The following is a 14447-nucleotide window of genomic DNA, read 5'->3' as shown; positions in this document are numbered from 1 at the left end:
TCATGTTATACGGGTTTTCAGTGGGATATGCGGGCTTGATGCCATGGCTTGTTAAGCATCTTGGCTCGTCTTTGCCCAATAGATCATGCCGGAGGGGTTGCGCTTGCGAACGCGCTGCGATAACCGTCCCGGCGAAAAGCGCTTAGTTCGCACGGCATGCCTTTTGAAGCTGCTTGGGGCGACGAGGTTGCAACAGATGCAATGTGTCGCATGGTCGTCAGCTCCAAAAAGCTTATGACAGGCGGCGCAGCCTCGTATTCAAGCCGGATAAAGGACCATGAACGAGCTTTTAAGTTCCTACCTGCCGATCGTCATCTTTCTCGGCATTGCGATGGTAATTGGTGTAGCCCTCCTGGTTGCGCCGTTTCTTGTCGCCTATAGACAGCCCGACCCCGAAAAGCTTTCTGCTTACGAGTGCGGCTTCAATGCCTTCGATGACGCCCGTATGAAGTTCGACATCCGTTTCTATCTGGTGTCGATTCTCTTCATCATCTTCGATCTGGAAGTCGCCTTCCTTTTCCCATGGGCTGTATCCTTTGGCGAAATTGGCTGGTTCGGCTTTGCATCGATGATGGTGTTCCTTGGCGTTCTGACCATCGGCTTCATTTATGAATGGAAGAAGGGAGCGCTGGAATGGGATTGACCACAGCCAACACAACGCTCGTGGCTCCGCAGCCGAAGGGCATTCTTGACCCGCGCACGGGCAAGCCTGTCGGTTCCGACGATGCATTCTTCAACGATCTGAACAGCGAACTGTCCGATAAGGGGTTCATCGTCACATCCGCTGACGCTCTGGTTACCTGGGCGCGTACCGGTTCGCTGATGTGGATGACCTTCGGTCTGGCATGCTGCGCGGTGGAAATGATGCACATTTCCATGCCGCGTTATGACGCCGAACGTTTCGGTATCGCCCCGCGCGCATCACCGCGTCAGTCCGACGTGATGATCGTCGCCGGCACGCTGACCAACAAGATGGCACCCGCTCTCCGCAAGGTCTACGACCAGATGCCGGAGCCGCGTTACGTTATCTCGATGGGTTCCTGCGCCAATGGTGGCGGCTACTACCACTATTCCTATTCGGTGGTGCGTGGCTGCGATCGCGTGGTTCCGGTCGATATTTATGTTCCGGGTTGCCCTCCGACCGCTGAAGCACTGCTCTACGGCATTCTGATGCTTCAGAAGAAGATCCGTCGCACGGGTACGATTGAGCGCTGAGCCGGTTATCGACCGGTTCGCGCAAGACAAGTTTTGTTAGGGTTCTACTGCCTGCTATCCCCTGAAAAGGGCCTCCCAAAAGGCAAGTGCGGTTTGAGTTCTAAAGAAGGAAGTTAGGAAAATGAGCGAAGAAGCTCTCGGTGAACTTTCCGGCTATATTAAGGAGCGCCTCGGTGACGCGATCGAAGAGGCGAAACTTGCCTATGGTGAGTTGACGCTTTCGGTTCCGGCTGCGAGCATCATCAGCGTTCTGACCTTCCTGCGTGACGACGTGCAGTGCCAGTTCGTCAATCTGACGGATATTTCGGGCGTCGACTATCCGCAGCGCGTCAAGCGCTTCGATGTCGTCTATCAGTTGATGTCTCCGCGCCAGAACCTGCGCATCCGCGTCAAGGTTCAGGCTGACGAAGATACGCTGGTGCCTTCCGCAGTGCCGGTCTTTGTTGGTGCCGAATGGTTCGAGCGCGAAACCTACGACATGTACGGCGTTCTGTTCTCCGGCCATCCGGATTTGCGTCGCATCCTGACGGACTATGGTTTTGAAGGCCATCCGCTGCGCAAGGACTTCCCGCTCACCGGCTTCGTTGAAGTTCGTTACAACGACGAGCTGAAGCGTGTTGTGTACGAGCCTGTCCAACTGCGTCAGGAATTCCGCAACTTCGACTTCCTCTCGCCTTGGGAAGGAACGGATTACGTTCTGCCGGGCGACGAGAAAGCCAAGGCGAACTGAGGGCGTACTCATGGGCGCAGGCGAAAGATTGAACGGTCAATGTCTTTGCGGAGAGGTGAAATTCACTGCTTCTCCGGTGAAGATGGAAATGGATGTCTGCCATTGCAGCATGTGCCGGCGTTGGTCGGGCGGTGCTTTCATGGCCGTCAATTGCGGCACTTCGGTCGAAATCGAAAACAAAGCTGCCCTGGCGACTTATTCTTCTTCGGAGTGGGGCGAACGCCGCTTCTGCTCGAAGTGCGGTTCGTCGCTGTTCTGGCGCGGTGTCCATGACGGAATGACGGTTGTTTCGATGCAGGCTTTTGCCGAGCCGGAACGTTTTCATTTCGCCGAAGAAATCTTCATCGATAACAAGCCTGCGAATTACGATTTTGCCAATGACACCCACCGGATGACCGGCGAGGAGTTCTTGGCGGCTCTTGCAGCCAAACAGGAAGCTGAACATGGCTGAGACTCAGGTCCGCAATTTCAATATCAACTTCGGTCCGCAGCACCCTGCCGCACACGGCGTGCTGCGTCTGGTGCTTGAACTCGACGGCGAAGTCGTCGAGCGCGTCGATCCGCATATCGGTCTGCTGCATCGCGGCACCGAAAAGCTGATGGAAGCCAAGACCTATCTCCAGGCTCTGCCTTATCTCGACCGCCTCGATTATGTGGCGCCGATGAACCAGGAACACGCCTATGCGCTCGCCGTCGAACGCCTGCTGGGCATTGATGTGCCGAAGCGCGGCCAGCTGATCCGCGTTCTCTATTCGGAAATCGGTCGTATCCTGAACCATCTTCTGAACGTGACCACGCAGGCGATGGACGTCGGTGCGCTGACGCCACCGCTCTGGGGCTTCGAAGAGCGCGAAAAGCTGATGGTGTTCTACGAACGCGCCTGTGGCGCACGTATGCACGCAGCCTATTTCCGTCCGGGCGGCGTCCATCAGGACCTGCCGGATCAGCTCGTTGAAGACATCGGCAAATGGATCGATCCGTTCTTCAAGACGCTCAACAATCTTGATGACCTCATCACGCCGAACCGTATTTTCAAGCAGCGTAACGTCGATATCGGCGTCGTGAAGCTGGAAGATGCATGGGCATGGGGCTTCTCGGGCGTCATGGTGCGTGGTTCGGGCGCTGCATGGGATCTGCGCAAGTCGCAGCCATATGAGTGCTACAACGAGATGGAATTCGACATTCCGATCGGCAAGAACGGCGACTGCTATGATCGCTACCTGATCCGTATGGAAGAAATGCGCCAGTCGGCGCGCATCATGCGCCAGTGCGTTGATCTTTTGCTTGGCAAGGAACGCGTCGGTCCGGTTTCCAATACCGACAACAAGATCGTGCCGCCGAAGCGCGGCGAGATGAAGCGCTCGATGGAGGCGCTCATCCATCACTTCAAGCTTTACACGGAAGGCTACCATGTGCCTGCCGGTGAAGTTTACGCAGCAGTTGAAGCACCGAAGGGTGAATTTGGCGTCTTCCTCGTGTCGGACGGCTCCAACAAGCCTTATCGCTGCAAGCTGCGCGCTCCGGGCTTTGCCCATCTTCAAGCCATGGATTTCCTGTGCCGCGGCCATATGCTGGCTGACGTGTCGGCAATTCTTGGCTCGCTCGATATCGTGTTTGGTGAGGTTGACCGCTGATGTCCGTTCGCCGTCTCGCAGATGATGCCGTCCAGCCAGCCGCTTTCGCGTTCAACGCGGAAAATCAGGACTGGGCGCACAAGACGATCGCAAAATTCCCCGAAGGCCGTCAGCAGTCGGCTGTTATTCCGTTGCTCATGCGTGCGCAGGAGCAGGATGGCTGGGTCACAAAAGCAGCTATTGAACATGTCGCAGGCATGCTCGACATGCCGCTGATCCGCGTTCTGGAAGTCGCGACTTTCTATACGCAGTTCCAGCTGAAGCCGGTTGGCACGCGCGCCCACATTCAGGTTTGCGGCACCACGCCATGCATGCTGCGTGGTTCGGAAGCGCTGATGGATGTCTGCCGCCACAAGATCAACCACGACCCGTTCGAGCTCAATGCCGACGGAACGCTGTCGTGGGAAGAAGTGGAATGCCAGGGCGCCTGCGCCAATGCACCGATGGTCATGATATTCAAGGACGCCTATGAAGATCTGACGCCGGAACGTCTTGCCGAAATCATTGACGCTTTTGAAGCTGGCAAGGGCGACACCGTCAAGCCGGGCCCACAGGATGGACGTGTGACGTCCGAGCCGATCAATGGCCTGACCGCTCTGACCGAAGATCTCGACTACAAGAAGGTCGGTCTTGAGACTCGCAAGGCATCCGATGCCGCCGCAGCCAAGGCGAAGGCCGAAGCTGAGGAGAAGGCCAAGGCGGAAGCCGCTGCAAAAGCTGCCGACGAAGCGAAGAACGTCGCTCCGTCGAATGCTGCAAAGCCGGTAACCAATGCACCTGAAACCGATCCGGCGCTCAAGACGCCTTCGGATGTCAAGGTGTCGAAAGCTGCCGAAAAGGCTGCCTCGGTCGAGAGCAAGCAGGCATTCAAGCTTGATGACAAGAACCGTCCGGTTGCCATGGAGCGTCCGGAAGCTGTTGACGATCTGAAGCTGATTTCTGGCGTTGGCCCGAAGATCGAGGAGACTCTGCATGAGCTGGGTATCTTCACCTTCAAGCAGGTCGCTTCCTGGAAGAAGTCCGAGCGCGAGTGGGTCGACGGCTATCTCAGCTTCCACGGTCGCATCGAGCGTGAAGACTGGGTAAAGCAGGCCAAGGCTTTGGCCAAGGGCGGCGTCGAGGAATACATCAAGGTATTCGGAAAGAAGCCGGTATGATGACTTCGATATTGGCAAACACGAACGGAAACAGGTGAGACATGCTGGCTGATAAAGATCGCATCTTCACCAATATTTACGGCTTCAAGGATCAGTCCCTGAAGGGTGCCATGGCGCGCGGCCATTGGGACAACACCAAGGGCCTGATCGAGAAGGGCCGTGACTGGATCATCGACGAGATGAAAGCGTCGGGCCTGCGTGGCCGTGGCGGAGCTGGCTTCCCGACGGGTCTCAAGTGGTCGTTCATGCCGAAGCAGAGCGACGGCCGCCCGCATTATCTGGTCGTCAATGCCGACGAATCCGAGCCGGGTACCTGCAAGGACCGCGAAATTCTGCGCCACGATCCGCATACGCTGATCGAAGGCTGCCTGATCGCCGGCTGCGCCATGGGCGCACACACCGCCTATATTTATATTCGCGGCGAGTTCATGCGTGAGCGTGAAGCGCTGCAGGCAGCAATCGACGAGTGCTACGAAGCCAATCTGCTCGGCAAGGGTAACAAATGCGGCTGGGATATGGATGTTCTCGTATCTCACGGCGCTGGCGCTTATATCTGTGGCGAAGAAACGGCTCTGCTCGAAAGCCTTGAAGGCAAGAAGGGCCAGCCGCGTCTCAAGCCTCCATTCCCCGCAAATATGGGCCTTTATGGCTGCCCGACAACCGTGAACAATGTGGAATCGATTGCCGTTGCGCCGACGATCCTGCGCCGTGGCGCGGCCTGGTTCTCGTCCATCGGACGTCCGAACAATGTCGGCACTAAGCTGTTCCAGATTTCGGGTCACGTGAACACGCCTTGCGTCATCGAAGAAGGCCTCGGCATTCCGTTCCGCGATCTGATCGAAAAGCATGGCGGCGGCATTCGCGGCGGCTGGGACAATCTGCTGGCGGTTATTCCCGGCGGTGCATCGTGCCCGGTTATCAAGGGCGAAGACATGATGGATGCCATCATGGACTTTGACGGAATGCGCGACAAGAAATCGTCGTTCGGCACCGGCGGCCTGATCGTCATGGACAAGTCCACCGACATCATTAAGGCAATTGCCCGTCTGGCAGCGTTCTTCAAGCACGAGAGTTGTGGCCAGTGCACGCCTTGCCGCGAAGGCACCGGCTGGATGTGGCGCGTGATGGAACGCATGGTCAAGGGTAACGCGCAGAAGCGTGAAATCGACATGCTGTTCGATGTGACCAAGCAGATTGAAGGTCACACGATCTGCGCTCTCGGTGATGCTGCTGCATGGCCTATTCAGGGCCTGATCCGCAATTTCCGTCCGGAAATTGAAAAGCGCATTGACGATTACACCCGCAACGCCGTTCAGAGCCGCAATATCCGTCTGGAAGCAGCGGAATAAGGCTTAACTAGTTGCATGCGGTTTGAAGAAGACCGCTCGAAAGTTTGAGATCTGGAAGATGCGGCATAAGCCGCAGGTTTGGACAAGCGATGGCAAATATTAAGGTTGACGGCACAGAGATCGAAGTACCCGATCACTATACGCTCCTTCAGGCTGCCGAAGCCGCGGGGGCTGAAGTCCCGCGTTTTTGCTTCCACGAACGGCTTTCCATCGCCGGAAACTGCCGCATGTGCCTTGTTGAAGTGAAGGGCGGACCGCCGAAGCCGGCGGCATCCTGCGCCATGGGCGTGCGCGATCTGCGTCCCGGCCCGAATGGCGAAGCGCCTGAAATCTTCACCAATACGCCGATGGTCAAGAAGGCCCGCGAAGGCGTGATGGAATTCCTGCTCATCAACCACCCGCTGGATTGCCCGATCTGCGATCAGGGCGGTGAGTGCGATCTGCAGGATCAGGCAATGGCTTTCGGCACCGACGGTTCGCGCTATCGCGAGAACAAGCGTGCCGTTGAAAACAAATATATCGGTCCGCTCGTCAAGACGGTGATGACGCGCTGCATTCACTGCACGCGCTGCGTCCGCTTCACGACGGAAGTTGCAGGCATTTCGGAACTCGGCCTCATCGGTCGTGGCGAAGACGCCGAGATCACCACCTATCTCGAACGCGCCATGACGTCGGAACTGCAGGGCAACGTTATCGATCTTTGCCCGGTTGGTGCTCTGACCTCGCGTCCTTACGCGTTCCAGGCTCGTCCGTGGGAACTGAACAAGACCGAAACCATCGATGTGATGGATGCGGTCGGTTCGAACATCCGCGTCGACACCCGTGGCCGCGAAGTGATGCGCGTCATGCCGCGTGTCAATGAAGCGGTGAACGAAGAGTGGATCTCCGACAAGACCCGCTTCATCTGGGATGGCCTGCGCACCCAGCGCCTCGATCGTCCTTATGTTCGCAAGGATGGCCGTCTGGTCGCCGTAACCTGGCCGGAAGCTTTTGCCGCTATTGCTGCCAAGGTCTCCGCAACCTCCGCCGACAAGATTGGCGCAGTCGCTGGCGATCTGGCTTCTGTTGAAGAAATCTATGCGCTGAAGGGCCTGATGGCTTCGCTCGGCTCCGCCAATATAGACAGCCGTCAGGATGGCGCTGCTCTCGATCCGGCACTGGGTCGTGCAAGCTATCTCTTTAACGCAACGATCGAAGGCATTGAAAACGCTGATGCTTTGCTCATCATCGGTTCCAATCCCCGCATTGAGGCTGCTGTTCTGAACGCCCGCATCCGCAAGCGTCAGCGCATGGGCCATTTCCCGGTCGCTCTGATCGGCGAACAGGCTGAACTGCGTTACGATTACGAATATCTGGGTGCTGGCGCTGAAACGCTCGCAGCAGTCGCTTCCGGCAAGAACGCATTCCGCGACGTGCTGGCCAAGGCTGAGCGTCCGCTGATCATCATCGGTCAGGGCGCGCTCACCGGCGAAAACGGTTCTGCAGTTTTGTCGACCGCCACCAAGCTTGCTCAGGACGTCGGCGCCATCAAGGACGAGTGGAACGGCTTCTCCGTTCTGCACACTGCCGCTTCGCGCGTTGGTGCTCTGGATCTCGGTTTCGTGCCGGGTGAGGGCGGCAAGGTGGCTGGCGACATGCTGGGTAATCTTGATGTCGTGTTCCTGCTCGGTGCAGACGAACTCGACATGACCAAAAAGGGTTCGAGCTTCGTCGTTTACATCGGCACGCACGGCGATGCCGGCGCTCATGCCGCCGACGTTATTCTGCCGGGCGCAGCCTACACGGAAAAGTCGGGCACTTGGCTCAACACCGAAGGTCGCGTGCAGCTTGGCAGCCGCGCCGGTTTCGCACCGGGCGAGGCAAAGGAAGACTGGGCAATCCTGCGCGCTCTTTCCGACAGTCTTGGCAAGCGCCTGCCGTTCGATTCGATGCAGCAGCTTCGCGCCAAGCTCTATGCGGACTATCCGCATATGCTGGCCATCGACACCATAACGCCTGCTTCCGCCGACGATCTCGTGGCGCTGGCAGCGAAAGCATCCAATCTGGGCGGCGGCGCTGCGTTCGTTTCCCCGGTCAAGGACTTCTACCTGACGAACCCAATTGCGCGCGCTTCCGCCGTCATGGCCGAATGCTCGGCGCTCGCGGCTGGCGGCTTCCAGCAGGCTGCCGAGTAAGCGAGAGAGAGACGGAACAATGGAAGGTATTTTTGCAGCTTACGTCTTGCCCGCGCTTATCATAGCGCTGAAGTCGGTCGTTCTGCTCGTCGTATTGCTGATCGTCGTCGCTTATCTGCTTTACGCAGATCGCAAGATCTGGGCAGCGGTACAGCTTCGCCGCGGTCCGAACGTTGTCGGTCCCTGGGGTCTGTTCCAGGCTTTCGCCGACTTGTTGAAGTTCGTCTTCAAGGAACCAATCATTCCGTCTGGCGCAAACAAGGGTGTCTTCCTCCTTGCGCCTTTCGTTTCTGCCGTTCTTGCAATGGCAACCTGGGCGGTCATTCCCGTCAATGAAGGCTGGGCCATCGCCAATATCAATGTTGGCATTCTCTATATCTTCGCCATTTCTTCGCTCGAAGTTTACGGCGTGATCATGGGTGGCTGGGCATCGAACTCGAAGTATCCGTTCCTCGGTGCGCTTCGTTCTGCCGCCCAGATGGTTTCCTACGAAGTCTCCATCGGCTTCGTGATTGTCACGGTTCTGCTGACGGTTGGCTCGCTCAACCTCACCGACATCGTGCTTTCGCAGAATACGGGCCTTGGGACCATGCTTGGCCTTCCGGCTTCGTTCCTCGACTGGAACTGGCTGGCTCTGTTCCCGATGTTCGTGATCTTCTTCATTTCGGCACTTGCCGAAACGAACCGTCCGCCATTCGACCTTGTCGAAGCTGAATCCGAACTCGTGGCCGGTCACATGATCGAATATTCGTCCACGCCGTTCCTTCTGTTCTTCCTTGGCGAGTATGTGGCGATCACGCTGATGTGCGCCCTGATGACGACGCTCTTCCTTGGCGGCTGGCTGCCTCCGGTGGACGTGTGGTTCCTCAACTGGGTTCCGGGCATCATCTGGTTCATGCTGAAGCTCTGCTTCTGCTTCTTCCTCTTCGCAATGGTGAAGGCTTTCGTTCCGCGTTACCGCTACGACCAGCTGATGCGCCTTGGCTGGAAAGTGTTCCTGCCGATCTCGCTCTTCATGGTTGTCGCAACCGCGACCTTCCTCAAAGTCTTCGGTCTGGCGTAAGGAGTAATAACTATGGCTTCATTCGCTCAAGCAGCCAAATCGCTCCTGCTCAAGGAATTTGTCGGCGCGTTCTTTCTTTCCATGCGCCAGTTCTTCGCGCCCAAGGCGACGTTGAACTACCCGCATGAAAAGGGCCCGGTCTCTCCGCGATTCCGTGGAGAGCACGCGCTGCGCCGTTATCCGAACGGTGAAGAACGCTGCATCGCCTGCAAGCTTTGCGAAGCGATCTGCCCGGCGCAGGCCATCACCATCGAGGCCGGTCCGCGACGCAACGACGGCACCCGCCGCACGGTGCGTTACGACATCGATATGGTGAAGTGCATCTATTGCGGTTTCTGCCAGGAAGCATGCCCGGTGGATGCCATCGTGGAAGGTCCGAATTTCGAATTCGCGACCGAAACCCGTGAAGAGCTCTACTATGACAAGGACAAGCTCCTTGCCAATGGCGACCGTTGGGAACGCGAAATCGCGCGGAATATCGCGATGGATGCGCCATATCGCTGATTGGTTTTGCTGAAACCTCGTTTCGGCATCCGGTTTGACAAACGGCAACAGGAAGGGGCGGCCCATCTTGTTGCTGGAATTTAAGTTTCGCGAATATTCGCGGCAAACAAAGACTAAAGCGAGCGAGGCAATAAGGCTTTGCTCACGGAAAGGTGTTGGGGGATCCCCATGCTGACAGGTATTGCGGCAGCGTTTTTCTATCTGTTCGCTTTCATCATGATCGCCAGTGCGTTCATGGTGATTGCGGCACGCAACCCCGTGCATTCGGTGCTGTTTCTGATCCTCACGTTCTTCAATGCGGCAGCTCTGTTCCTGCTGACCGGGGCCGAGTTCCTCGCCATGATCTTGCTCGTCGTTTACGTCGGTGCAGTGGCGGTTCTCTTCCTCTTCGTCGTCATGATGCTGGATGTGGATTTCTCCGAACTGAAGCGCGGCGCATTGCAATATGCACCGGTCGGCGCTCTGGTCGGTCTGATCTTGCTCGGAGAACTGATCTTCGTGTTCGCAAGCAACATGTTTGCGCCGAAGCTGGGGCAGGGTGCCGTGCCGATCCCGAATATCGCCGAGCGGAGCAATACAGCTGCTCTGGGTGACATTCTCTACACCGACTTCGTCTTCTACTTCCAGGTTGCTGGTCTCGTCCTTCTGGTCGCGATGATCGGCGCTATCGTTCTGACGCTGCGGCACAAGCCGAATGTCAAGCGCCAGTCCATCCCGACCCAGGTAGCTCGCACGCCCGAAACGGCGATCGAGATCAAGAAGGTCGAAACGGGCAAAGGCATCTGAGGATAAGCATATGGAAATCGGTATCGCCCACTATCTCACCGTTTCGGCCATCCTGTTTACGCTTGGCGTCTTCGGCATCTTCCTGAACCGCAAGAACGTCATCGTCATCCTGATGTCGATCGAATTGATCCTTTTGTCGGTCAATCTCAATTTTGTGGCGTTCTCCAGCCAGCTCGGCGACATGGTCGGGCAGGTCTTCGCCCTTTTCGTTCTGACTGTTGCTGCTGCCGAAGCAGCCATCGGTCTGGCAATTCTCGTTGTTTTCTTCCGTAATCGCGGCTCCATCGCGGTGGAAGACGTCAATGTTATGAAAGGTTGACGGGCAAATGCTCTATTACGCGATCGTCTTCCTTCCGCTTCTCGGCTTCCTGATTGCCGGTCTCTTCGGCAATCAGATCGGAGCCAAGGCGAGCGAATACATCACTTCCGGTTTCATGGTCATCGTCGCGATCCTGTCGTGGGTGGTCTTCTTCCAGATTCCGCTTGGCCACGATGCAGAAACCGTCCGCATCCCGGTTCTTCACTGGGTGACGTCGGGCGCGCTTTCCTTTGACTGGTCCCTGCGCGTCGATACGCTCACCGGCGTCATGCTGGTCGTGGTGAACTCGGTGTCGGCTCTCGTACATATCTATTCCATTGGATATATGCATCACGATCCGCATCGTCCGCGCTTCTTCGCCTATCTGTCGCTCTTCACTTTCGCCATGCTCATGCTGGTCACGTCGGACAATCTGGTCCAGATGTTCTTCGGCTGGGAAGGCGTGGGTCTGGCTTCGTACCTCCTGATTGGTTTTTGGTTCCAGAAGCCTTCGGCCAATGCAGCCGCCATGAAGGCGTTCGTCGTCAACCGCGTCGGCGACTTCGGCTTCCTGCTTGGCATCTTTGGTGTGTTCGCGCTGTTCCAGTCGGTCGACTACAACACGATCTTCGCTGCCGCAGCCAATTATCTGCCGGCTGAAGGCCCTGCCGATGCCAATCAGGTCGTTCTGAACTTCCTCGGCTATCAGCTCGACAAGCAGGGCGCGATCACGATCACCTGTCTGCTGCTTTTCATGGGCGCGATGGGCAAGTCGGCGCAGTTCCTGCTGCACACCTGGCTTCCGGACGCCATGGAAGGCCCGACCCCGGTTTCGGCTCTCATTCACGCCGCTACCATGGTTACCGCGGGCGTGTTCATGGTCGCCCGCATGTCGCCGATCTTTGAACTGTCGCAGACCGCTCTTCTGGTCGTGACCATCATCGGCGCCACCACTGCTTTCTTTGCGGCAACGGTCGCTCTCGTGCAGAACGACATCAAGCGTGTGATCGCCTATTCGACCTGTTCGCAGCTCGGCTATATGTTCGCAGCGCTCGGTGTAGGTGCCTATGGCGCCGCCGTGTTCCACCTGTTCACGCACGCTTTCTTCAAGGCGCTTCTGTTCCTCTGCGCCGGTTCGGTTATCCATGCCGTTTCGGAAGAGCAGGACATGCGTCGCATGGGCGGCCTGCGCAAGCTGATCCCCATCACCTACTGGATGATGGTCATCGGTACGGTTGCCATTACGGGGCTCGGTATTCCGGGCACGATAATCGGCACCGCCGGTTTCTTCTCCAAGGATGCGATCATCGAATCCGTCTTCGCTTCGCACAGTGCTGCCAGCGGCTACGCTTCGACGCTTCTCATCGTTGCAGCGCTCTTCACGAGCTTCTATTCATGGCGTCTGATTTTCATGACCTTCCACGGCAAGCCGCGCGCTTCGGCGGAAGTCATGCATCATGTCCATGAATCGCCAGCCGTCATGTTCGTTCCGCTGCTGATCCTTGGCGTCGGTGCACTCTTTGCCGGTGTCGTGTTCAAGGAACTCTTCTTTGGCCACGAATATGCCGAATTCTGGAAGGGCGCGCTGTTCACTTCGGCTGCCAACCAGATACTTGAGGAATACCACCATGTTCCTCTGTGGGTTAAGCTGTCGCCGTTCATCTCGATGGTTCTCGGTTTCATCGTCGCCTGGATCTTCTACATCCGCTCGCCGGAAACGCCGAAGGCGCTGGCTGCCCGTCATCGTGGCCTCTACCAATTCCTTCTCAACAAGTGGTACTTCGACGAACTGTACGATTTCCTCTTCGTACGTCCAGCTCGCTGGCTTGGCCGCTTGTTCTGGAAGGGTGGCGACGGCTGGCTTATTGACGGCTTCGGCCCGGATGGCATCTCGGCTCGCGTGCTCGATGTCACCAACCGCGTCGTCAAGATGCAGTCCGGATACCTTTATCACTACGCATTCGCGATGCTGATCGGCGTCGCCGCGCTCGTCACTTGGATGATGCTCGGGAGCTCTTTCTGATGACCGACTGGCCAATTCTCTCAACGGTCACGTTTCTGCCGCTTGTCGGCGCGTTACTGATCCTTCTGATCAAGGACGACAGCGAGGCTTCGCGTCGCAATATCCGCAATGTCGCGCTGATGACGACGATATTCGTCTTCATCTTGTCGCTCGTCATCTGGGCAGGGTTCGATAATTCGAACCCCGGCTTCCAGATGGTCGAACAGATCGACTGGATGGGTGGCGGCATCAGCTACCACATGGGCGTGGACGGTATCTCCGTCCTGTTCGTGGTGCTGTCGGCTTTCCTCATGCCCTTCTGCATTCTCGCAAGCTGGATATCGGTGGAAAAGCGCGTCAAGGAATACATGATCGCGTTCCTCATTCTGGAAACGCTGATGATCGGCGTGTTCTGCGCGCTCGACCTGTTCCTGTTCTACGTGTTCTTCGAAGCAAGCCTTATCCCGATGTTCATCATCATCGGCGTGTGGGGCGGCAAGCGTCGCGTCTATGCGAGCCTGAAATTCTTCCTCTACACGCTTCTGGGCTCGGTTCTGATGCTCATCGCCATCATGGCCATGTACTGGCAGGCTGGCACGATGAACATCGTGGAACTGCAGAAGTACAGCTTCCCTGCTGGGATGCAGACATGGTTATGGCTCGCCTTCTTCGCGTCCTTTGCCGTGAAGATGCCGATGTGGCCGGTCCATACCTGGTTGCCGGATGCGCACGTTGAAGCGCCGACGGCAGGCTCGGTCATTCTGGCCGGTATCCTGCTGAAGCTCGGTGGGTACGGCTTCCTGCGCTTCTCGCTGCCGATGTTCCCGCTGGCGTCCGCCGATTTCGCTCCGCTGATCTTCACGCTGTCGGTCATAGCCATCATCTACACGTCTCTGGTCGCTCTGGTTCAGGAAGATATCAAGAAGCTGATCGCCTATTCGTCGGTTGCCCACATGGCCTATGTGACCATGGGTATTTTTGCCGCGAACGAGCAGGGCATCCAGGGCGCCATCTTCCAGATGCTGTCGCACGGTATCGTGTCGGGCGCGCTCTTCCTCTGCGTTGGCGTGATCTATGACCGCATGCATACCCGTGAAATTGCGGCGTTCGGCGGTCTGGTGAACAACATGCCGAAATATGCGGTGGCCTTCCTCATCTTCACGATGGCGAATGTGGGCCTTCCGGGTACTTCGGGCTTCATCGGTGAATTCCTGACGCTGTTCGGTGTGTTCCGGGTCAATACCTGGGTGGCACTGTTCGCAACCACGGGCGTCATCCTCTCGGCGGCTTATGCGCTCTGGCTCTACCGTCAGGTAGTCTTCGGCGCATTGACGAAGGAAAGCCTGAAGGCGCTCCTCGACTTGAGCCCACGTGAGAAGATCATTCTCTACCCGCTTGTGGCGCTCACCATCTTCTTCGGTGTGTATCCGACCCCGGTCTTCGACGTGACCGCCGGTGCCGTGAACGCCCTGGTCCAACATTACGACGCAGCACTCGCGGGCACCGCGAGCGCCGTGCTGGCACAGTAAGAAATA

Annotated in this window: 14 protein-coding genes; all 14 read left to right on the top strand. The window is 57.3% G+C overall.

Annotation, left to right across the window (positions count from 1 at the left end):
• The first annotated feature begins 277 nt into the window (after positions 1 to 277).
• A complete protein-coding gene (locus AAE521_RS21010; protein WP_006466588.1) occupies positions 278 to 643 on the top strand; it encodes an NADH-quinone oxidoreductase subunit A in 366 nt (121 codons plus the stop codon).
• Positions 634 to 1215, top strand: a complete 582-nt coding sequence (locus tag AAE521_RS21005; RefSeq protein WP_071631753.1) for a NuoB/complex I 20 kDa subunit family protein — start codon at positions 634 to 636, stop codon at positions 1213 to 1215. Before AAE521_RS21010 ends, AAE521_RS21005 begins: the two co-directional genes overlap by 10 nt.
• A gap of 121 nt (positions 1216 to 1336) precedes the next feature.
• Positions 1337 to 1945, top strand: a complete 609-nt coding sequence (locus AAE521_RS21000) for an NADH-quinone oxidoreductase subunit C (RefSeq protein ID WP_071631752.1) — start codon at positions 1337 to 1339, stop codon at positions 1943 to 1945.
• A 10-nt stretch (positions 1946 to 1955) separates the two neighbouring features.
• Positions 1956 to 2396, top strand: coding sequence for a GFA family protein (locus AAE521_RS20995; RefSeq protein ID WP_374865044.1), 441 nt, complete (start codon positions 1956 to 1958; stop codon positions 2394 to 2396).
• A complete protein-coding gene (locus AAE521_RS20990) occupies positions 2389 to 3579 on the top strand; it encodes an NADH-quinone oxidoreductase subunit D (protein WP_342062343.1) in 1191 nt (396 codons plus the stop codon). Before AAE521_RS20995 ends, AAE521_RS20990 begins: the two co-directional genes overlap by 8 nt.
• A complete protein-coding gene (locus tag AAE521_RS20985; RefSeq protein ID WP_342062342.1) occupies positions 3579 to 4736 on the top strand; it encodes an NADH-quinone oxidoreductase subunit E in 1158 nt (385 codons plus the stop codon). Before AAE521_RS20990 ends, AAE521_RS20985 begins: the two co-directional genes overlap by 1 nt.
• Positions 4737 to 4777: 41 nt before the next feature.
• A complete protein-coding gene (gene nuoF, locus AAE521_RS20980) occupies positions 4778 to 6085 on the top strand; it encodes an NADH-quinone oxidoreductase subunit NuoF (protein ID WP_342062341.1) in 1308 nt (435 codons plus the stop codon).
• Positions 6086 to 6174: 89 nt separating this feature from the next.
• Entirely contained in the window at positions 6175 to 8259 is a 2085-nt protein-coding gene (gene nuoG, locus AAE521_RS20975; protein WP_342062340.1) for an NADH-quinone oxidoreductase subunit NuoG, read from the top strand.
• Between the two features lie 19 nt (positions 8260 to 8278).
• The gene (gene nuoH / locus AAE521_RS20970) at positions 8279 to 9322 is read left to right on the top strand and encodes an NADH-quinone oxidoreductase subunit NuoH (RefSeq protein WP_010661179.1); all 1044 of its coding nucleotides are present in this window, start codon (positions 8279 to 8281) and stop codon (positions 9320 to 9322) included.
• Positions 9323 to 9334: 12 nt separating this feature from the next.
• Positions 9335 to 9826 (top strand): NADH-quinone oxidoreductase subunit NuoI, encoded by a 492-nt coding sequence (gene nuoI / locus AAE521_RS20965; RefSeq protein ID WP_007874549.1) that lies wholly within the window; start codon positions 9335 to 9337, stop codon positions 9824 to 9826.
• A gap of 168 nt (positions 9827 to 9994) precedes the next feature.
• Positions 9995 to 10612: an NADH-quinone oxidoreductase subunit J gene (locus AAE521_RS20960; protein ID WP_012092259.1), complete on the top strand. Its 618-nt coding sequence runs from the start codon at positions 9995 to 9997 to the stop codon at positions 10610 to 10612.
• 10 nt (positions 10613 to 10622) lie between these two features.
• A complete protein-coding gene (gene nuoK, locus AAE521_RS20955) occupies positions 10623 to 10931 on the top strand; it encodes an NADH-quinone oxidoreductase subunit NuoK (RefSeq protein ID WP_006466598.1) in 309 nt (102 codons plus the stop codon).
• Positions 10932 to 10938: 7 nt separating this feature from the next.
• Positions 10939 to 12933 (top strand): NADH-quinone oxidoreductase subunit L, encoded by a 1995-nt coding sequence (gene nuoL / locus AAE521_RS20950; protein WP_342062339.1) that lies wholly within the window; start codon positions 10939 to 10941, stop codon positions 12931 to 12933.
• Positions 12933 to 14441: an NADH-quinone oxidoreductase subunit M gene (locus AAE521_RS20945; protein WP_342062338.1), complete on the top strand. Its 1509-nt coding sequence runs from the start codon at positions 12933 to 12935 to the stop codon at positions 14439 to 14441. Before nuoL ends, AAE521_RS20945 begins: the two co-directional genes overlap by 1 nt.
• Positions 14442 to 14447: the final 6 nt, after the last annotated feature.

The sequence above is a fragment of the Brucella cytisi genome, assembly GCF_038433355.1.
In the GTDB taxonomy this organism is placed as follows: domain Bacteria; phylum Pseudomonadota; class Alphaproteobacteria; order Rhizobiales; family Rhizobiaceae; genus Brucella; species Brucella cytisi.
Note: the sequence above shows the minus strand (reverse complement) of the source record. Positions and strands in the feature narration are given on the sequence as shown.

Bases quoted from the DNA above. Each gene is read 5' to 3' on its own strand.
- AAE521_RS21010 (WP_006466588.1), top strand. From the start codon at position 278: ATGAACGAGCTTTTAAGTTCCTACCTGCCGATCGTCATCTTTCTCGGC.
- AAE521_RS21005 (WP_071631753.1), top strand. From the start codon at position 634: ATGGGATTGACCACAGCCAACACAACGCTCGTGGCTCCGCAGCCGAAG.
- AAE521_RS21000 (WP_071631752.1), top strand. From the start codon at position 1,337: ATGAGCGAAGAAGCTCTCGGTGAACTTTCCGGCTATATTAAGGAGCGC.
- AAE521_RS20995 (WP_374865044.1), top strand. From the start codon at position 1,956: ATGGGCGCAGGCGAAAGATTGAACGGTCAATGTCTTTGCGGAGAGGTG.
- AAE521_RS20990 (WP_342062343.1), top strand. From the start codon at position 2,389: ATGGCTGAGACTCAGGTCCGCAATTTCAATATCAACTTCGGTCCGCAG.
- AAE521_RS20985 (WP_342062342.1), top strand. From the start codon at position 3,579: ATGTCCGTTCGCCGTCTCGCAGATGATGCCGTCCAGCCAGCCGCTTTC.
- nuoF (WP_342062341.1), top strand. From the start codon at position 4,778: ATGCTGGCTGATAAAGATCGCATCTTCACCAATATTTACGGCTTCAAG.
- nuoG (WP_342062340.1), top strand. From the start codon at position 6,175: ATGGCAAATATTAAGGTTGACGGCACAGAGATCGAAGTACCCGATCAC.
- nuoH (WP_010661179.1), top strand. From the start codon at position 8,279: ATGGAAGGTATTTTTGCAGCTTACGTCTTGCCCGCGCTTATCATAGCG.
- nuoI (WP_007874549.1), top strand. From the start codon at position 9,335: ATGGCTTCATTCGCTCAAGCAGCCAAATCGCTCCTGCTCAAGGAATTT.
- AAE521_RS20960 (WP_012092259.1), top strand. From the start codon at position 9,995: ATGCTGACAGGTATTGCGGCAGCGTTTTTCTATCTGTTCGCTTTCATC.
- nuoK (WP_006466598.1), top strand. From the start codon at position 10,623: ATGGAAATCGGTATCGCCCACTATCTCACCGTTTCGGCCATCCTGTTT.
- nuoL (WP_342062339.1), top strand. From the start codon at position 10,939: ATGCTCTATTACGCGATCGTCTTCCTTCCGCTTCTCGGCTTCCTGATT.
- AAE521_RS20945 (WP_342062338.1), top strand. From the start codon at position 12,933: ATGACCGACTGGCCAATTCTCTCAACGGTCACGTTTCTGCCGCTTGTC.